At 33.5% G+C, this 19,953-nt stretch carries 22 protein-coding genes; 7 read left to right on the forward strand and 15 right to left on the reverse strand.

Annotated elements, in window-relative coordinates; all coding sequences use genetic code 11:
* Positions 1-6: 6 nt before the first annotated feature.
* From prmA to BUA46_RS12270, 6 genes are all read right to left on the reverse strand, one after another.
* A complete protein-coding gene (gene prmA / locus BUA46_RS12245) occupies positions 7-840 on the reverse strand; it encodes a 50S ribosomal protein L11 methyltransferase (RefSeq protein WP_019388788.1) in 834 nt (277 codons plus the stop codon).
* A gap of 199 nt (positions 841-1,039) precedes the next feature.
* Entirely contained in the window at positions 1,040-1,789 is a 750-nt protein-coding gene (gene tpiA, locus BUA46_RS12250) for a triose-phosphate isomerase (protein WP_019388787.1), read from the reverse strand.
* Between the two features lie 38 nt (positions 1,790-1,827).
* Complete coding sequence (locus BUA46_RS12255) at positions 1,828-2,316, reverse strand: TlpA family protein disulfide reductase (protein ID WP_019388786.1); 489 nt, start codon at positions 2,314-2,316, stop codon at positions 1,828-1,830.
* A 39-nt stretch (positions 2,317-2,355) separates the two neighbouring features.
* A complete protein-coding gene (locus tag BUA46_RS12260) occupies positions 2,356-3,432 on the reverse strand; it encodes an ABC transporter permease (protein ID WP_026010157.1) in 1,077 nt (358 codons plus the stop codon).
* Between the two features lie 51 nt (positions 3,433-3,483).
* Positions 3,484-4,788 (reverse strand): BT_3928 family protein, encoded by a 1,305-nt coding sequence (locus BUA46_RS12265; protein WP_019388784.1) that lies wholly within the window; start codon positions 4,786-4,788, stop codon positions 3,484-3,486.
* Positions 4,785-5,330, reverse strand: coding sequence for a DUF1599 domain-containing protein (locus tag BUA46_RS12270; protein ID WP_019388783.1), 546 nt, complete (start codon positions 5,328-5,330; stop codon positions 4,785-4,787). Before BUA46_RS12270 ends, BUA46_RS12265 begins: the two co-directional genes overlap by 4 nt.
* A 104-nt stretch (positions 5,331-5,434) precedes the next feature.
* Here BUA46_RS12270 and folP point away from each other — a divergent pair, with 104 nt between their 5' ends.
* The 4 genes from folP to BUA46_RS12290 are packed head-to-tail and all read left to right on the forward strand — an operon-like array spanning position 5,435 to position 8,559.
* Positions 5,435-6,262 (forward strand): dihydropteroate synthase, encoded by an 828-nt coding sequence (gene folP / locus BUA46_RS12275; protein WP_019388782.1) that lies wholly within the window; start codon positions 5,435-5,437, stop codon positions 6,260-6,262.
* A gap of 2 nt (positions 6,263-6,264) precedes the next feature.
* A complete protein-coding gene (locus BUA46_RS12280) occupies positions 6,265-6,948 on the forward strand; it encodes a hypothetical protein (protein ID WP_019388781.1) in 684 nt (227 codons plus the stop codon).
* 35 nt (positions 6,949-6,983) lie between these two features.
* The gene (locus BUA46_RS12285) at positions 6,984-7,769 is read left to right on the forward strand and encodes a diadenylate cyclase (RefSeq protein ID WP_019388780.1); all 786 of its coding nucleotides are present in this window, start codon (positions 6,984-6,986) and stop codon (positions 7,767-7,769) included.
* A 1-nt stretch (position 7,770) separates the two neighbouring features.
* Complete coding sequence (locus BUA46_RS12290) at positions 7,771-8,559, forward strand: DUF3667 domain-containing protein (protein WP_019388779.1); 789 nt, start codon at positions 7,771-7,773, stop codon at positions 8,557-8,559.
* Here BUA46_RS12290 and BUA46_RS12295 read toward each other — a convergent pair whose 3' ends face one another.
* The 6 genes from BUA46_RS12295 to ahr form a co-directional block, all read right to left on the reverse strand.
* On the reverse strand, positions 8,560-10,332 hold the full coding sequence (locus BUA46_RS12295; protein WP_019388778.1) for an ABC transporter ATP-binding protein: 1,773 nt from the start codon (positions 10,330-10,332) through the stop codon (positions 8,560-8,562).
* The gene (gene truA / locus BUA46_RS12300) at positions 10,333-11,076 is read right to left on the reverse strand and encodes a tRNA pseudouridine(38-40) synthase TruA (RefSeq protein ID WP_019388777.1); all 744 of its coding nucleotides are present in this window, start codon (positions 11,074-11,076) and stop codon (positions 10,333-10,335) included. It lies immediately after the preceding gene.
* Between the two features lie 387 nt (positions 11,077-11,463).
* The gene (locus BUA46_RS12305) at positions 11,464-11,913 is read right to left on the reverse strand and encodes a hypothetical protein (RefSeq protein WP_237714679.1); all 450 of its coding nucleotides are present in this window, start codon (positions 11,911-11,913) and stop codon (positions 11,464-11,466) included.
* Positions 11,914-11,917: 4 nt separating this feature from the next.
* Entirely contained in the window at positions 11,918-12,130 is a 213-nt protein-coding gene (locus tag BUA46_RS12310) for a YgaP family membrane protein (RefSeq protein ID WP_019388775.1), read from the reverse strand.
* A 76-nt stretch (positions 12,131-12,206) separates the two neighbouring features.
* On the reverse strand, positions 12,207-12,833 hold the full coding sequence (locus BUA46_RS12315; RefSeq protein ID WP_019388774.1) for a Crp/Fnr family transcriptional regulator: 627 nt from the start codon (positions 12,831-12,833) through the stop codon (positions 12,207-12,209).
* Between the two features lie 257 nt (positions 12,834-13,090).
* Positions 13,091-14,095, reverse strand: a complete 1,005-nt coding sequence (gene ahr, locus BUA46_RS12320) for an NADPH-dependent aldehyde reductase Ahr (protein WP_019388773.1) — start codon at positions 14,093-14,095, stop codon at positions 13,091-13,093.
* Positions 14,096-14,283: 188 nt separating this feature from the next.
* Between ahr and BUA46_RS12325 the strand changes: the two genes are divergently transcribed.
* Together BUA46_RS12325 and BUA46_RS12330 are read left to right on the forward strand one after the other, a co-directional pair.
* On the forward strand, positions 14,284-14,796 hold the full coding sequence (locus BUA46_RS12325; protein ID WP_019388772.1) for a metallophosphoesterase family protein: 513 nt from the start codon (positions 14,284-14,286) through the stop codon (positions 14,794-14,796).
* Positions 14,797-15,075: 279 nt separating this feature from the next.
* Positions 15,076-15,504: an FKBP-type peptidyl-prolyl cis-trans isomerase gene (locus BUA46_RS12330; RefSeq protein ID WP_019388771.1), complete on the forward strand. Its 429-nt coding sequence runs from the start codon at positions 15,076-15,078 to the stop codon at positions 15,502-15,504.
* Positions 15,505-15,619: 115 nt separating this feature from the next.
* Here BUA46_RS12330 and BUA46_RS12335 read toward each other — a convergent pair whose 3' ends face one another.
* Positions 15,620-16,030 (reverse strand): DUF4293 domain-containing protein, encoded by a 411-nt coding sequence (locus tag BUA46_RS12335; protein WP_019388770.1) that lies wholly within the window; start codon positions 16,028-16,030, stop codon positions 15,620-15,622.
* Between the two features lie 185 nt (positions 16,031-16,215).
* Between BUA46_RS12335 and rho the strand changes: the two genes are divergently transcribed.
* Positions 16,216-17,838, forward strand: a complete 1,623-nt coding sequence (gene rho, locus BUA46_RS12340) for a transcription termination factor Rho (protein ID WP_019388769.1) — start codon at positions 16,216-16,218, stop codon at positions 17,836-17,838.
* 117 nt (positions 17,839-17,955) lie between these two features.
* On the opposite strand, the gene BUA46_RS12345 is transcribed toward rho, so the two are convergent.
* Positions 17,956-18,543 carry a YceI family protein gene (locus tag BUA46_RS12345; RefSeq protein ID WP_019388768.1) on the reverse strand — a complete coding sequence of 196 codons (588 nt, stop codon included), beginning with the start codon at positions 18,541-18,543 and terminating at the stop codon, positions 17,956-17,958.
* 128 nt (positions 18,544-18,671) lie between these two features.
* Positions 18,672-19,937: a TonB-dependent receptor gene (locus BUA46_RS12350; protein ID WP_019388767.1), complete on the reverse strand. Its 1,266-nt coding sequence runs from the start codon at positions 19,935-19,937 to the stop codon at positions 18,672-18,674.
* Positions 19,938-19,953: the final 16 nt, after the last annotated feature.

Consider the following 19,953-nt stretch of genomic DNA (forward strand, 5'->3'; position numbering starts at 1 on the left):
TCTTTACTAATTTAAAAATTTTAATGATACCCAATTGTTTCGTTCTAGTTTTTCTTCAAATTTTAACAAATGTTTTTCACATTCGGAAGTGATTAATGCAACATCGTCATCATAAAATCCACTTAAAAATAACATGCCATTTTTATTTAAACACGAGATGTAAGTTGCCATATCTTGTAATAAAATGTTTCGGTTAATATTTGCAATTATAATGTCGTATTTATTTTTTAACACTGATGCATCTCCCTCAATAACAGTGATGTGTTTACAATTATTACGCTCTACATTTTCTAAACTGTTGAGATAGCACCAATTATCATAATCTATGGCATCTATTGGTTTTGCGCCTTTTAATTCGGCTAAAATAGCCAACACGCCTGTGCCACAACCCATATCTAAAACAGATTTATCTTTAAAATCATTTTTTAAAATATGCTGTATCATCATATGTGTAGTTTCGTGATGCCCTGTACCGAAACTCATTTTTGGTTCTATAATGATATCGTATTGTACATTAAATTTTTCGTGAAATGGCGCGCGAACTGCACAAGTATCATCGACTACAATAGGATTAAAATTCTTTTCCCATTCGGCATTCCAATTGGTTTGCTCGATATCTTCAAAAGTATAGGCAATATTGAACTCCTTGGAATTTAGTATTTGAACATCTTCCAAAATATCTTGGTTCCACTCTTCTTTTTGAATGTATGCCGTAACGCCATCTTCATTTTCAACAAAACTTTCAAAACCGGCATAACCCAATTCTGCAATAAGTATTTCTACTGCTGGTTGAAGCGGTTGTACTTTAAAGTTGTAACCAATATAGATTGTATTGGACATGGCTTAAACTATTATTTTGGCGGATTAACCCGCGTTAGCGATTGCAATGGAAAGCCCACAGCTTTAGCGATTAATAGCGCTAAAGCGAGGACTTGAAGTGTAAAGCGCGACCCTTGTGGTAACCTGCCTGCCGGCAGGCAGGCGCACAAGTTATTTTTAAAAATTTCCTTAGTTCTGGAAATGTTAAAACTATAAATTTTTAAAATGCGTTTACTATAGCAAAGAAATCATCGGCATTTAGCGACGCTCCACCAATTAAACCTCCATCGACATCTGGTTTTGAGAAAATCTCTTCGGCATTAGCAGGTTTTACACTTCCGCCGTAAAGAATTGAAACTTCTTCAGCAATATCGTTTCCGTATTTATCTGCAAGTGTTTTTCTGATGAATGCATGCATGTCTTGCGCCTGCTCTGGACTTGCAGTTTCGCCAGTTCCAATAGCCCATACTGGTTCGTAAGCTAAAATGATATTTTGAAATGCCGCCGCATTTAAATGAAACAACGCGTTTTTGATTTGGTTTCCAACTACTGTTTCTTCTTTTCCAGCTTTTCTATCGGCCAATTCTTCACCAAAACAGAAAATAACGCGCATACCTTTTGCAAGAGCAGCATCTACCTTTTTAGCAAGCAGCTCGTCGGTTTCATTGAAATACTCACGACGCTCACTGTGTCCTAAAATAACCGTGTTTATACCGATACTTTTTAACATACTTGCACTGATTTCGCCAGTATAAGCACCATTTTCTGCAAAATGCATATTTTGTGCTATAACTTCGATTTTTGAATCTTTTAACGAGTTATATGCTTGCCACAGATTGGTTGCTGTCGGCGCAATCATGACTTCGGCATCAGTAGTTTTAGTTTGTTTTTTTAAGGCAGTGATTAGCGCTTCGGTTTGTGCTAAATCATTGTTCATCTTCCAGTTTCCGGCTACTATTTGTTTTCTCATTTTATAATACCCATTTTTAAGTTTGGGATTTTATTTAATTATTTTAAACTCTGTTTTATGTTATCGTCATCGGCTTTTATAGCCTTGAATAATTTTATGTTTCCTTGGGTATCAACTACCATATATCTTGGTATCCAATCTAGTTTTACAAACTCTCCGAACGGACCATCCCAACCTGATTTCATGAAATAATGATTCCCCTTTATCTTATATTTTTTAATGCCTCGTTTCCAAGCTTCTTGGTTTTTATCTAAAGACAAAAACACATAAGACGCATCTGGATACGATTTTTGTAATGCTTTTACTTTTGGCATGCCTTTTAAACAATCGCCACACCAAGATGCCCAAATATCTATAACGATGGTTTGATTGCTCTGGGCTTTTAAAATGTTATTAAATGCTATATCATCACCATCTAAATTGACAAACATATCACTTAGAGCTACTTCTGAAAATTGTGTTGGCACTTGCGAATTACAGCTAAAAACTGATAAAAATAGGATTAAGATATACAGTGTTTTCTTCATACGTTAAGGCTACTTGTAAAGTGCTTGCTTTTACAGTAATTATTCTAGTTTTACTTTTGGGTCTAACCAAACGTAAATAATATCTACAAAAATATTGATTATTATAAACATTACGGCTATAATTAACACAGAACCCATAATTACAGGTAAATCTAGTGTATTTAAGGCGTTTACAATCTCTTTTCCTAAGCCGTTCCAACCAAAAATGTACTCCACAAACACTGCTCCTGCCAGCATGGAAGCAAACCATCCTGAAATTGCAGTAACAACAGGGTTTAGCGCATTCTTTACGGCGTGCTTTTTAATTATTTGAAATTCGCTTAAGCCTTTGGCACGTGCAGTTCTGATATAATCTTGATTAAAAACTTCTAATAACGAATTTCTCATTAATTGAATGACTACAGCTAACGGACGAATTCCTAAAACCACAGCTGGCAAAATTAAATTTTTCCATTTAATATGCATGGCTTCACCAAAATCATCAAGTTCATACAGACTTCCCGTCATTTCTAAATTGGTGAATTCGTGTAAAATATAACCAAAAAACCAAGCGAATAAAATCGCACTAAAAAAAGAAGGAATACTCATCCCCAAAGTGCTAAAAATTTGAATACTCTTATCAAGCCATTGATCTTTATAGAGTGCCGATACAATACCCAATAAAATTCCTATTATTATGGCTATAATAATTGCCGATACCGCTAAAACAAATGTATTTGGCAAGGTTTCAGATAATACCTGACTAACACGTTTACCTTGCTTCGCAAAAGACTCTCTTAAGTATGGCTTTTTTAATACTGTGATTGTATTACCTAAAGAAAACAGCGATGTTGCATTATATTTCCCTTCACTTAGAAATGTATAATCTTGTGCATTATTAGAATGAAATGATATGGGAGATAAATCGTTTAAGTAATACAAATACTGTGTAGATATTGGCTTATCAAAACCGTATTTTTTCTTGATTATAGCTAATTGTTCGCTATCATCATTTTGCCCCATCATCATTTGTGCAGGATCTCCTGGAAGGACGCTAAATAAAAAGAATATTACTGTAACGACTCCCAGTAAAGTCAGTAACGCGTAAAAAATTTTATTTAGTAGATAGTTTATCAATAAACAATATTAGTTGTTGATGCGTTTAGTTGTTTTGAATTCAAATACAGATTAATCCTTAAGCTCTATTTCGATAATTCCTTTATATGTAGTCTTATTTAAGGCATTCAATTCCTTAATTTGAACAGAATCCTTAATAACATTTACACTTTCAATGTTAGCAGAATCTATAGCTTCTACTTCTACTTTTGTTGATGGTTCTCCATTCACAAAATAGGCTATTTCCTCTGCTTTTTTTGGTTCTGGTTGTTTTGCAACCTTTGGAAGCTTCAAATCTTCAATATCATTCCAGTGCACTTTTTGTTGCACCAAACCTTTATCTAATTCTAAAACTCCTGGGTTAGAACGCACCACAGTTTTTAGTGCTTTTTCATCGCATAAATACCAGTTGAAATCAATATTATAAGCCTCATTTATTCGCTTTTTAGCATCTTCTCCTGAAGCTGTTAACCCTATAATTTGATAATTGTTTTTTCTCGCTTTATCTTGTAACGCTTTCAGTTTTAAAGCGCCTTGTTGTTCGATGCTTTCTAAACTGTAAGATACCACTAGAATTAGATTTTCTTGTTCTAAGAAGTGCGTAGTTAAATCTTCATCCGCACTTTCAATGGAAAAATCGACTACCGGTGGCGTGTAACCTTCTTGAATAACTTTTGTTTCAACCTCTAAAAACTCGCCATCAACAGACGGATAAGATCCATTGGTTTTTATAATTTTTTCTTCGCCATTTACATTAAACTTCCAACTGTATTCTTGAATTGGTTTTGGTGCATCTTCTGGTATCAACATACCTTCTTGAATATTTTTACCAATGGCATAAGCTCTAAAATCGATTGTTGGTAAATGCATCAGCACATGGTATCCAAACCATAAACTGATGACAAAACTTAAAAGCGCAAGAATGGTTGTAGGCAATTTTGAAAACACAGGATTGATATACTTCACACCAATAAAAAGAATGAGTATAAAAAACAAAAGTGCCACATCTTTCCAGAAGGTTTCCCAAGGCTTCAGTTTAATAAAATCGCCAAAGCAACCGCAATCTTTTACTTTTTCAAAATAAGCGGCGTAAAAGGTTAGAAATGTAAAAAACAAAATCATAAGCAATAAACTCCAAACTGTAAATTTTGGTTTATAGCCTATGAGTAAAAACACCCCTAAAACCACTTCAAAAACAACAACAAAAATTGAAATTATTAATGCGTAAGGTTCTAAAAAAGGAATATTTAATACATCTGGACTGAAATATTCTTGTAATTTATAAGAAAACCCTAATGGGTCGTTTAGTTTTATAAATCCCGAAAAAATAAATAATACACCTACTAAAATTCTTGATATACTTACTATTGCTTTCATGACCTGCCTTCGTTTAAATGAATCATTGCAAAAACCGCATAGTTAATCATATCTTGATAATTAGCATCAATACCTTCGCTCACTATTGTTTTGCCTTGGTTATCTTCAATTTGTTTAACACGCAACAACTTTTGTAAAATTAAATCGGTTAAACTACTCACACGCATATCTCGCCATGCTTCGCCGTAGTCGTGATTTTTATCTTCCATCAATTGTTTTGTTACAGCTACTTTTTCTTCGTATAATTTTGCGGCTTCTTCAGTAGACATATCGGGTTGTTCTACAACACCTTTTTCCAACTGAATTAAAGCCATAATACAGTAATTTATAATTCCAATAAACTCACTAGCTTCACCCTCATCAACTTTTCTAACCTCGTTTTGCTGTAGACTTCTTATACGCTGTGCTTTAATAAAAATTTGATCGGTTAAAGATGGCAATCTAAGAATTCTCCAAGCGCTTCCGTAGTCGCTCATTTTCTTTACAAATAAACTTTTACAGGTATCTATTACCGCATCGTATTGTTTTGAAGTATCTTGCATCTATAAATTGAATTTTGCGTAAATTTCGCATAAATAATTAAAACCTTCAAGGATTATGGTTTAAAGTTTTAAATTATGTACCAACACCATTCAAAACAATATAAATGACTATTAATTGCAAAGGCGAACTGATTGATTTGTCGTCACCAAAAGTGATGGGAATACTAAATATAACCCCAGACTCTTTCTATGATGGTGGTAAGCACAAAAATGAAAGTGAAGTTCTAAAACACGTTGAGCAAATGTTAAATGAAGGTGCCACTTTTATAGATGTTGGAGCCTATAGTTCGCGACCCAATGCAGAGCATATTAGTGAGACCGACGAATTAAATCGTATTCTACCAATTGTAAACTTAATTCTAAGAGCATTTCCAGAAGTTATACTTTCAATTGACACCTTTAGAAGCGAAGTCGCACAAAAATGTATAGAAGCTGGTGCTGCTATAATTAACGATATTTCTGCGGGAAAATTAGATAGTAACATGCTAACAACCATTGCTAAATTACAAGTGCCTTATATCATGATGCACATGCGCGGAAACCCAAAAACCATGCAAAAACTTACAGATTATGATGATTTACTGAAAGACATTTCATATTATTTTTCAGAACGTATTGCTGCTGCAAATGCCTCAGGAATTAATGATGTTATTATCGATCCTGGTTTTGGTTTTGCTAAAACTTTAGAGCAGAATTTTGAGCTTTTAAATAAACTTGAGCTTTTTAATTCTATTGAAAAACCGTTATTAGTAGGTGTATCCAGAAAATCAATGATATATAAACCCTTAAAAACTTCAGCAAAGGAGGCCTTGAACGGTACTTCGGTATTAAATACAGTGGCTTTACAAAAGGGTGCTTCTATTTTAAGAGTTCATGATGTTAAAGAAGCCATAGAATGTATTAAGTTAGTTGAATTGTTAGATTTTAAATAATTATGAAGTATATATTTTTCGTGTTCATTTTATTAGTTTTCATATCCTGCGGAAACGAAAAAGTAGTACAATTACCAGAGATAAGTCATTCTGAAATATCTGAAATAAATGATGTTTCGGCAGCGTATTTATTTTATGATGAAACAGCTGAGGACGGTATGGAACTCAATAGAAAAAACCTCATCAGCAGCACAAATTGGTTAGTTAATGTTGATAAGCGCTTGACGTTAAAACAAGTCATTCCTAACATACAATATTTGCAAAACAAAAAGGCAAATGCTGGTCATAAAAATGAAAATGCTAAAAACTATTATACCTGTAGTGATACCAGTAATAAGAATTTAGGATTTATTGAGTTTACTGATATTGCTTATCAAACTGAATCGTTGGATAATTATTCTGGTGCCATTTCAAATTTTGAAGATTCAAATAATTCTACCGCGATAGCTTTTGAAGCCAATAATGGAATTACTATAGCAAGCACGTCGCTAAAAACCATGATTGTTGAAACAACAAAAGACAGTCTATCATATTACCTAAAAAAATGTGATACAATTAATGGTATTATTTTATTGAATTTTAATGAAGATTTGTCTTTCCAAAACTACATTGACTATAAATCAATTATGAAACAAACAGATTTAAAACATACTAAAATCTCTAATAAAGAATTCATTTTTAATTAAGCCTTTTTTACTAAATTTACAAAAACCCACCACCATTGGATATTTTTAAAGACCTTTTAAAATTTACTGTTGTAGATATTATAGATGTTATTCTCGTTGCACTTCTACTCTACTATGTTTACAGACTTATTAAAGGAACCGTTGCTATCAATATTTTTATTGGAATCATTATTATTTACGGCGCTTGGAGATTAACGGATTTTCTGAATATGGAACTGCTAACTGGAATTTTTGGTGGTTTTATGAAAGTGGGTATTATCGCGTTAATAGTTGTATTTCAGCCAGAAATTAGAAAATTTTTGCTCATGGTTGGGTCCACAAATTTTGGAAGGCGACGCAAATTTCTGCAACAAATTAAATTTTTAAAAACAGAGACTAATGATGAAACCAATGTTGATGCCATTATATCTGCTTGTAATAAAATGTCGATGTCTAAAACGGGAGCACTTATTGTTTTCGAGCGAAATAATAATTTAGATTTTTTATCCTCTTCTGGAGACGAAATGAATATAAAAGTTACCCAACCTATTATTGAAAGTATCTTTTTTAAGAATAGTCCGTTACACGATGGCGCCATAATTATTAGTAATAATATTGTTAAAGCAACACGTGTTATCCTCCCTGTAAACAATGAAAAATCAATTCCGCAGCGATTTGGTTTACGTCATAGAGCAGCAATTGGAATTACTGAAAAAACCGATGCCCTAGCTCTTGTAGTAAGTGAAGAAACCGGACATATATCTTATTTTAAAGATGGTGAATTTGTAGTTTTCGATGATACTACCGAGCTTACCGCAATGATAAAAGAAGGTTTAGTTTAGTATGACTTGTAAAAATTGCGCCAATACTTTAAGTTCTGATTTTAGTTTTTGCCCAAGCTGTGGCGCAAAAGTTGTTAGTAAACGAATTACTGCTAAGAGTCTTATTTCAGATTTTTTTGAACGCTATTTTAATTTAGACAATACCTTTTTTAAAACCCTTTGGCACATGCTTGTAAAACCGCAAGAAGTTTGTGGTGGGTATATAAACGGATTGCGTAAAAAATACTTAAACCCTGTGAGTATGCTAGCCATAGCGCTAACAACATCGGGGTTAATTTTGTTTTTTATGAAAAAAGTGGCGTGGGGTAAAATCGATTTTTCAAAAATAAGTTACGCCCAAACAAGCAACCCACAAGAAGGTACAGAAAAAATATTCTCAGCTTCAATGGAATATAGCTCGTTAATCTATTTCTTATATATTCCAATTATTACGTTAGCGAGTTATTTAGTCTTTAATAGAAAGAAGTATAATTTACCAGAACACGTTATTATTTCTACTTATTCACTTACAAGCTTCAGTATCATCTCAACGGTTTATGCAGTATTATTGTTAGCTTTAAGCCCTCAAATGTACGTAGATACAGCCTTAATTTATGTGGTTATTATGATTCTATTTTGTATGTACGTGGCTATTAAAAATTCACCCTGTAGTAATGCATCATTGCTTTGGAGAATACCTTCATTTCTAATGATTGTATTTATTGGCTATATGGGCATTTCAATTTTTACAATGATTATTTTATTTTTAACGGGCGATTTAAATATTCAAGATTTTGTGCCTAAAAAATAATTAAATAAGCTCTTCTTCTTGTAAAAACTGAACTTCATACAAATTCCTGTAATACCCATCTTTCTTTTTAAGAAGTTCATCATGTGTACCTTGTTCTACAATTTGTCCTGCATCCATAACAATAATTTTATCTGCTTTTTTGATTGTTGCTAAACGGTGCGCAATAACTATAGAAGTTCTTCCTTTTGTAATTTTATCGGTTGCATTTTGAATGAGTTGTTCTGAATACGAATCAACAGACGACGTGGCTTCATCCAACACCAAAATACTCGGTTTAGTTGTGTATGCTCTTAAAAACGATATGAGTTGGCGCTGACCAGATGATAACATCGCACCTCGCTCCTTTACGTTATAATGGTAACCATCGGGTAAACTCATAATAAAATCATGAATTCCAATATCTTTCGCTGCTTGATACACCTGCTCTTCGGTAATTTCAGGATGATTTAAAGTTATATTGTTTAAAATAGTATCGGCAAATAAAAACACATCTTGCAAGACCACAGCTATTTGAGTCCGTAGCGACTGTAAAGTCACTTCTTTAATATTAATACCATCAACGGAAATGACACCATCACCAATTTCATAAAAACGATTCAGTAAATTTATAATTGTGGATTTTCCTGCTCCAGTAGCGCCAACAATAGCAACAGTTTCGCCAGCTTTCACATCAAACGAAATACCTTTTAAAACCTCTTCATCAGGAACATAGCTAAAGTGTACATTATCAAACTTTATATTTCCATTAAAAGATTGCGCCACATGAGTTCCCAAATCATCAATTTGCGATGTGGTATCTATAACCTTAAACACTCTTGTCGCTGCAACCATTCCCATTTGAAGTGTATTAAACTTATCGGCAATTTGTCTTAAAGGTCTAAACAACATAGGTACAAACATGATAAACGCTACCAAATCTCCTTGCGACACCGAGCTACTTTCCAGTACAACATTTAATCCACCATACCAAGCCACCAAACCAATGGTGATTGAAGAAAACAAATCGGCTAACGGGAAAAATATCGAGTTATACCAAACCGTTTTTAACCATCCTTTTTTATGGCGTTCGTTTATGGCTTTAAATTTCTTGTATTCTGTAACTTCACGCGTAAAAATTTGTAAAATCTTCATCCCTGTCAAACGCTCTTGAACAAACGAATTCAAATTTGAAACCTCTGTTCTTACCTCCTCAAAAGCGCGTTTCATATATTTCTGAAAAATCCTAGTGGCATAAAGCAACACAGGCATCATTATAAACACAATTAAACTCAGCTTCACATTTAAATAAACCATCACACCAAAAACAACAGTCATGGTCAATAAATCTCTTACAATCATAAAAAGGCCTTCACCAAAAATATCGGCAATTCTTTCCATGTCGGTTACTGCTCTGGTTATAAGAACCCCAACCGATGAGTTATCGTAATACTTCATTTTAAAACGCAACAAATGGTCAAACAATTTTACACGCACATCCATTACTAGGTTTTGCCCTAACCAAGCCGCATAATAAATAAACAGTAACTGAAAAACCGTTTGCATCACCAATACCCCTAACATGAGCATGATGTAAAACAAAAAGTCTTTTTCAACTTTGTTGGTTATACTTTCATCAATGGCATATTTAGTAATATAGGGTGTTGCTGCACTTAAAGCAGCCAACATGATAACAAGAAAAATTAAACCAAAAAATATAACTTTATAAGGTTTAATATAATCGAACAGACGCTTAAAAAGTTTCACGTCAAAAATTTGCTCTTTCGTTTTACTCATTTACAATTCTATATCTTCAGGATACTCTATATTCGTTAAATACAACCCATGCGCCGGAACCGAGAACCCCGCTTCACTCCTATTCTTCGAGGCAATTATGGTATGTAATTCGTCAACCGAAATCTTCCCTAAACCAATATTAATCATGGTACCAACAATAGCGCGCACCATATTTCGCAAAAAACGATTGGCTTTAATAACAAAATGCAGCTCGTCATCTTTAAAAAACCATTCCGCATGTGTTATATCGCAATTATACGTCTTTACATCAGTATTACTTTTAGAAAAGCATTGAAAATCTTTATACTCCAATAACATTTTCGAGGCTTCATTCATTTTCTCAACATCCAAATCCTGTTTTACAAAGTAAGCATTATCAAAGGTAAATACATTTTTTTTTAAGGCTACACGGTACAAATAGGCTCTACTAATTGCGTCAAATCGGGCGTGCGCTTCAGGTTTCACTTTAAAAATGCGGTTAATGGCCACATCTATTGGTAAAAAAGAATTTAGCTTGTATGTTAGGTCTTTAGGCACAAAATTCACATCGATATCAAAATGTGCAAACAGCTGCGTAGCATGCACACCGGCATCAGTACGGCCTGCGCCCATTATGGCTATTGGCTGCCCCAGTAAAGTAGACAACCCCTTCTCAACAACTTCTTGAACCGACAATGCATTGGGCTGGTTTTGCCAACCATGATAACCCTTGCCATTATACGAAAGTTCTATAAAATACCTCAATGCGTTCTTTACCAATTTAAAAGCACAAAGATAGACAGATTTGCGCTTCCTAAAAAGCACCGCATCTTAATTAAATATTAAAAGTTTGATTGTGTCACTTCGAGTGATTTCGATTTTTTAATCGGAATTGTATTGAGAATTTGGGCGCCTGCCTGCCGGCAGGCAGGTTACCATAAGGGTCGGGCTTTTCGTCACAAGTCCTCGCTCCGTACCCCCGTTGTGGGCTATCCACTACAATCCCTGACGTGAGTTTGTTATTTAGAGTGAATTTATAAAATAGGAGTTTATTAATTTTGATGCTTATATTATGGTTTATAATAAAAGCAATAGTGGGTTAACTCTGGTTTTCGCCACTATTGCTTTTTGATTCAAAGTTGATTGCAATTATTAATTCTTCTCAAAAGTTAAATAATCCGTCCCACCATTTCCACCACTTATATCAATAAGTTCAATTTTAGTAGCTGTTTGAGAAATTAAATCCCAATCATCATTTAGATCTTCAAAGTCATTAGTTAAATTGAAGTTGATATTAAAATCTAAATCATCTACACTGTCGTCATCACTATTACTATGCGTTAAGCTCCAAGTACCATCGTAATTAGTAATTCCGTTGTTTGCATTTAAAACTCCTGTACTATTAAATGTAAAATTGTAACCTGTAAAATGATTAGTTTCGTCTTTTCCAGAATCTTCAAATTTAGTAATACGCCACGTACCACTTTGAACGTTTTTTTGAACCTGATTATTAACGTTAATTGATGAACTATCATCATCGTTACTACAAGAAATAAATGACAATAAAACAACCTGTATCATTAATATGATTCTCGTTTTCATAAGTCTATTTTTTTGCTTTTAATGAACACGTACTTATACCTAAAGGTGCATAAATTGGACAAAAGCTAATAAAGCTTGTCAAAACAAATACTCCTGCTAAAATTAGTAGTATAAGTCCTAAAGTTCCTGAAATAATTCCTGTGAAGTAAAGAATCCCTATAATTGCAGCGATTATAATTCTGATAACCCTGTCTGCTGTTCCCATATTCTTTTTCATTTTCTAATATTTTAATTATGAGCAATATTGCTACGTCAAAATTAATGGTATTAGAAATTCTGTGCAGTGACTCAAGTCACCACTCATCGGTAATTTTAATGCCTTCATGAGTCTGCTCCACTTTACCATCTGTTTCAAGTTTTTTTAAAACCCTCGTAATTACCTCGCGAACCGTACCCAACTCATTGGCTAATTGATTGTGACTCATTTTAACAGTAGTGGTATTGCTCAACCTTAATTTTTTCTTCAAATGTTCAAAAAGTCTCTTATCCATTTTATCTAACAACAGGTGTCCTATGGTATTTAGTAGTTCCGAATATCTCAGATTAAATTGATTGTAGAACAATTCATTAAAATCTGGATAAACTTTTAACCACGTAGATAAATGTTGAACCGGAATTAATAAAATTTTCGAATCTTCTTCGGTAGTTGCATAAACTTTGCTGGGAGTGTTTTTTAATGCCGCATAAAAAGTCATGACACAACTTTGTGATGGCTCGATATAATATAAGAGTAGTTCTTTTTCATTAAATTTGGAATAAACTTTAACTAATCCCTCTAATACAATTGGTAATACTTTTACATATTGTTCTTCTTTTAAAATTTCTGTTCCATTTGGAATGTTCTTCACATCTGATACTTCAATAATGTTATCAATTAATTGCGGTTTTAGAAATGAAAGTCTTTTCTTGATATTTTCCATTTGTTATAGTCGTTTCGTTAAAGCTATATTGAACGTAAAAATGAAGATTTAGTTCGATGAATTTTATCAGTTATATAGCGAATTTCGACATTTTTATTATAAAATCAAATGCTACCCAGTAATATAATATGGTATCGCATAAAACAATAATCAGTAACATTTTATGACTCATAAAACATGCTGTTCAATTCCTAACGTCGTTAGTTTGAAGATTATGTATTTAATCTAAACGTGATTTTTTTTTAAGAGGGTTGTTATTAATTTTTTAAGACTATCCTAAATCTAGCTTTACCTTTTTCTAGGTGTTCAAGGGCTTCATTCACCTTTGCCATTGGAAATTCCTCAACATCTGGATAAATATTATGTCTTACACAAAAATCAAGCATGGTTTTAGTTAGTGCAGGACTACCTATAGGACTTCCACCAACCGATTTTTCTCCCATAATTAAACTAAATGCTGAAATTTCCATTGGCTCTAATACTGCACCTACCGTGTGAAATTTTCCTTTGGGTGCTAATGTGGCCAAGTAAGAATTCCAATCTAATGAAACATTAGTGGTATTTAATATAAAATTTAGTTTGCCGCTTATACTTTCTAGTTCTTCGGGTGATGTTGAATCTATCACCTGACTCGCACCCATTTTTAAAATGGACTTCTTTTTGGCTGGATTTGAACTAAACGCAATTACCTCGCACCCCCAGTGTTTTAAAAACTTAACGGCCATATGCCCTAAGCCTCCAATGCCAATAACGCCAACGCGATCCGTTGGTTTAACACCAGCTAATATTATAGGATTGAAAACGGTAATACCGCCGCATAATAAAGGTCCTGCTTTACTCATATCTATACCTTTAGGAAGCGGAATGGCCCAAGACCAATGCCCGCGAACCTTGTCGGCAAACCCACCATTTCTGCCTACAATTGTAGCCTCACTTTTTGCGCAAAGGTGGTGTTCGCCATCCATACATTGATCGCAACTCATACATGATGCCGACATCCAGCCCAATCCTACTTTGTCGCCAACACTAATATTTTTAACGGCATTACCTTTGGCTATTACCTCACCAATTATTTCATGACCAGGCACCATGGGATATTGAGTCATTCCCCAATCATTATTTATCATACTCAAATCTGAATGACATATACCACAATAGGAAACTTTAATATCAACTTCTTCAGAACCAATTTCTCCTAATTCATATGAGAATGGTACTAATTTTGCTTTTTGCTCTAGGGCAGCATATCCGTTTACTTTCATAATATATTATTTAATTGGTTAGTTTTTATTTACAAACAACAAAGGTTACGTGGCAAGGTTATAATGTTTTTACCTTAAACTTAAAGATAGTCGAAAACTTTCACATAGTCAAGTAATTATTTACATGTATATAAAAGTTTAAATCAAATATCAATAACTTTACCTGCGCAAACGCCTATTACAAATTCATGACCAAAATACTCTTACTCTCAGACACGCATAGTTATATTGACGATGATATTTTAAGGCACGTAAAACAAGCCGACGAGGTTTGGCATGCCGGCGATATTGGCGACTTAAAAGTTACCGATGCCATTAAAGCTTTAAAGCCCTTACGAGCTGTTTATGGTAATATTGACGATGATAAAGTGCGTTTAGAATATCCTGAACACAATCGTTTTATGTGTGAAGGTGTTGATGTTTGGATAACACATATTGGTGGGTATCCACCAAAATATAACAGTAGAGTTTATGAAGGAATTAAAAGAAACCCTCCAAGACTGTTTATTTGTGGTCATTCGCATATTTTAAAAGTGATGCCCGATAAAAAATTAAACTTACTACACATGAATCCAGGAGCGGTTGGTAAACATGGTTTTCATAAAGTACGGACCATGCTACGATTTACCATTGATGGAAAAAAAATTGATAATTTGGAGGTTATTGAGTTTCCGGTTAGGCATCCTAAAACGCATAATTAACCATAGTGTTCTAAACAAATAGTGACTTTACTTTATAATTATAAATGTACTTAGTAAATATGTGCGTTAGGGATTGTAGTGGATAGCCCACAGCGAAGGCACGGAGCGAGGACTTGCAACAGAAAGCCCGACCCCTTTTCGGGGTAACGCCCAAAGATTTATTATAATTCTGTTAAAAATCTAATAAGTACGAGAAGTGATGCAAAAAAGCAGTTCCTTTTTGCCTTATAAGTTGTAAATTTGCTGACTTATTTAAAAAAACAGTAAACATTATTATTTATGAGTCAAGTAAAAGAAAATGATACGGTAAAAGTACATTACACAGGAAAATTAAGTAACGGGCAAATTTTTGATAGCTCGTTAGAACGAGAACCACTAGAAGTGACTTTAGGGCAAGGTATGTTGATTCCTGGTTTTGAGAAAGGTATTATTTCTATGGCGCTAAACGAGAAAAAAACCATTACTATTCCGGTTGCAGAAGCTTATGGTGAAGTACAACAAGAATTATTTTATAACGTGCAGAAAGAACAACTTCCGCAAGAAATTACGCCTGAGGTTGGTATGGGATTAGCTTCTAAAGACGAAAATGGTAGAGAAGTACAATTTCGTGTTGCCGAGGTTAACGAGGAATTTATTGTTGTTGATGCCAACCACCCATTAGCTGGACAAGAATTAACTTTCGATTTGGAACTTATTGAGATAAAATAACATTAAGGATATAAATCTTTGTTATTAAAAAAGGTAGGTTAATAGGCCTATAATATAAAAAAACCCAAAGCAATTGCTTTGGGTTTTTCGCACTAATACTACTAAGATGTTAGGTTTAACGCAATCTATCAACAGATTTTACGAGGTCTTCATCCTTCTTGATGGCCTTATTGGCTAATGCCAACAACACGATAGAAACAATAGGGAGAAGCATCCCAATACCTTTCTCTGAAACCGCCGTTTCTCCAGATATATTTAGTGATTGATAAACGAAAAATCCTAGTAAAATAAAGTTTAATATGATGTTAAGTCGCCCCATTACAAATTGAGACTTCCTATTTTTATACATAAATATGGCTACTATCGATAAAATTGCAGAGCCTAAAAATAAGGCAAAATACAATAATTCATCTTTCGCATAAACCACAACATCTTGTTCTGTAATCCAGATATGAAATACAAAAGTTAAGCCTGCTGAAACCCCAGCGGCTAATAAAAGATATACAGTTTGTATGCGTTGTAACATAAATTTTTAAGAAACTAGACCGCAAAAATAATAGAATTAATATTAAAAAATAAAATAAAGTTGTATTATTGCAGTAATAATTCACAACAATCGCAATTACAAGCGATTAATTCTTCAGATTATAAAATCAAAATTTTCAAGATTACTTATAATAGTATTCAAATATAATATTCAATTCAACATCAATGTTTGAAATTTCACAACTTAAAGAACAAAAACTTACTGATTTACAGGAGATTGCTAAAAAATTAAACGTACCTAAATACCGTACTTTAAAGAAAATGGATTTAGTGTATCAAATTTTAGATCAGCAAGCCGCAGACCCATCAGCTGTAAAAGCTGTAGTTCCTACTGAAGGTGCTGATGCATCAGCAAATCCTAAACCTGCTGCAAGAAAACCAAGACAGCGCGTACAAAAACCTGTAAAAAACGAACAGCCACAACGTGCTGTTAAACCCGCAGAATCTTCTACTGAGGTTAAAGCTGAAACCGCTCCTCAGAACGACGCTACAAATCAGCAACCAAAAGAAGATAAAAAACAGGATAATAATCCAAGACATAAAAATCAGAACGACAATCAACAACGTTCGAGTCAAAAAGGACATAAAAATCCGCATAAAAACCAGAAAAATGGTAATGTAGAAAAGGGTAATAAAGATAACCGTAATCGTTATCGTGAGCCTGATTATGAGTTTGATGCCATTATTGAGAGTGAAGGTGTTTTAGACATCATGCAAGATGGTTATGGATTTTTACGTTCATCGGACTACAACTATTTATCATCACCAGATGATATTTATGTATCGCAATCGCAAATAAGATTGTTTGGTTTAAAAACAGGTGATACCGTTTTAGGGCATGTACGTCCGCCAAAAGAAGGTGAAAAGTATTTCCCTTTAATTAAGGTGAGCAAAATTAACGGACAAAATCCAAATGTGGTGAGAGACCGTGTGTCTTTCGAGCATTTAACACCGTTATTTCCTCAAGAAAAATTCAACATTGCCGAAAAACAAAGCACCATTTCAACTCGTATAATGGACTTGTTCGCTCCTATTGGGAAAGGACAACGTGGTATGATTGTTTCGCAACCAAAAACGGGTAAAACCATGTTGCTTAAAGATGTAGCTAACGCCATTGCAGCTAACCACCCAGAAGTTTATCAAATGATATTATTAATTGATGAGCGTCCGGAAGAGGTTACCGATATGCAACGTAATGTGCGTGGTGAAGTTATTGCTTCTACCTTTGATAAAGAAGCTCATGAGCACGTAAAAATTGCCAATATTGTTCTTGAAAAAGCAAAACGTTTGGTAGAATGTGGTCATGATGTGGTGATTCTTTTAGATTCTATTACACGTTTAGCGAGAGCTTATAATACTGTACAACCGGCTTCTGGTAAAATTTTAAGTGGTGGTGTTGATGCCAATGCATTACATAAACCAAAACGTTTCTTTGGTGCTGCACGTAACATTGAGAACGGAGGTTCTTTAACTATTATAGCTACAGCACTTACCGAAACTGGTTCTAAAATGGATGAAGTAATTTTCGAAGAATTTAAAGGAACTGGTAATATGGAACTTCAATTGGATAGAAAAATATCTAACCGTCGAATTTTCCCTGCTATTGACCTAACGTCTTCAAGCACGCGTCGTGATGATATTTTATTAGACGATGTCACTATACAACGTATGTGGGTAATGCGCAAATATCTTGCTGACATGAACCCTGTTGAAGCTATGGAATTTATTAACGACCGATTTAAGCAAACCAGAAACAACGAGGAATTCTTGATTTCTATGAATGGGTAATTAACACATATTTTACACCCTTTTAAACGGGTAACTATATAACTAACTCAAATTAAAAAAAGCCAAAACATAACTTGTTGAGGCTTTTTTTTATGTACATCTGTATATCGTGCTAATTTAATATTCCTGAACTCGTAATTTAAAATCTATTTCAATGGTATCGTTTATAGAAATTAGACCGAATAGTTTTTTAGGAGCTTCTAAATTATACTCATTTAAACTTAATTCTAAGTTTCCTGAAACGAGCAAACCATGTTCTTTCTTAATTTTCACAGGAATTTCATGAGTTTTCTTAAATCCTGCAATTTCAATAGCGATTTTGGCTTCAACGCTTTTACTATTATTTAACCGACTAATTTTTTCTAGATTTAAAAATATTTGCGGATATTTATCTGATTTTAAAATTTTTTTGAAATCATTGTTAATACCCTTTCCACCGCAATCAAAACAACTTGTTTCTAAAACTAAAACGGTGTTATCAAAAATCATTTCACCAGCATTCGTAATAAAACTTACCGGAATTCTATTTTCTAATTTTAAAATATTAAAATCGCAAGAAAAATTACTAATGTTGGTTGTTCCTTTTACATACAAGTAACTATCAGAATTTATAAAAACGGATGTGTTTTTACTGATCGAGTCTCTAGTTGTAAAAGCTAGAGCTGAAACTATAAAAATTAGAAATATTAACTTTTTGAAAATCATGATAATTTATGCCATGCTTTATACTTCTGCAAAATTCAAAGTCTCAAAAATAATGCTAATTTAAATACTTTTACAAATAATTAAATCGATTACTTTTTGAGACTTGTGAATAAATGTACTTAAATTAATTAAAAACTAATTACGGCTTCAGCCATTAAACCGTTAAATTTACCTTCGTCAAAAATACTTGTAGCGCTATAACCATCATGTTTTTGTGACACGTATTCTAGTTTTAATAAAATATTATTCGTCATAAACCAACCGGCACCTAATTGAAATCTTGATATCTCAACATCATCACCACTTGCATCTTCGGCATCTACTTTATTGTAACGTGTACCTAAATAAAAGTTTTCAGTGTTACCGAATCTATATATTAACTCACCAGCAAATTGCTTTGCAGTTCTTTCTTCAGTTTCAGAATTACTCTTTCCTTTTGATGTTTCAATGGTTCCAAAAAACTCTAATCCTTTATATTTTACAAAAGGGTTAAACATAATTGCTGTAATTTCATTACCAAAATTTGGGTTATATCGACCTGATCTAAAGTTACCCTTTGTTGTCGCGTCTTCACCTTCTAATACCAAGTAATAACGAGATCCTGTTCTATCTGCACTATATAAATAAGATGTTCTTACAGCTCCTGTGTTGTAAAGAGACCCCGTTAGTCTTAATCTTAAGTCGTTATTAAGTTGTTTGTCGTAACCTAACTTAGCCAAGAAAGAAGCGCCACCAGTATCTGGATTATCAACTGCTTGATTTAATTTACCGTTTGTAAACCCTATCATTCCTAATAATCCACTATCACACTGATAGTATAACTCTGCTCCAACCTCGGTTGTAAAAGCGTCCATAATTAAGTTTCCAACAAACGGGTTGTAAATAGTTTGTGCATTATCGCTTCTTCTAAAGTGAGCATCACCATAGTTATTTTCCATGTGCCCAATTTTAATTGTAGCATGCTTCATGAAATTGCTTAAGAATCCTTCGCTAATAAAATCTAATTTATCAATTTGGAAATAACCACCTTTTACGTATGGTTCTGGGTGGTGACGAGAAGACAGGTAAGTACGTAAGTGCATTCTAACACCATCATATAAAGCTACATCTAAATCTAAATTGGCAGTAGCTAAATTAAAGTTTGTGCCAATTTCTTTTAAAGCTACAGCACCAGAGTTTTCGTGGTCTAAAGATTGAAATTGTAAGGTTGAAGACCCTCCTACTCTTACCTTTACATCTGTAAAAGTTGAAACGGTATCTTTTGGTGCTTCAAATACATTTATGCCATTTTTATCTGGCTGTCTATAATTATCCAAATTTCTATTTTGAGCATAAAAACTGGTTGCTGTTAATACAGCGATAAAAAATATACTACTTTTAATTAGTTTTTTCATGGTTGTTATTTTTAAG

Origin of the sequence: Algibacter luteus (assembly GCF_900141715.1) — a bacterium.
GTDB classification, from domain to species: domain Bacteria; phylum Bacteroidota; class Bacteroidia; order Flavobacteriales; family Flavobacteriaceae; genus Arenitalea; species Arenitalea lutea.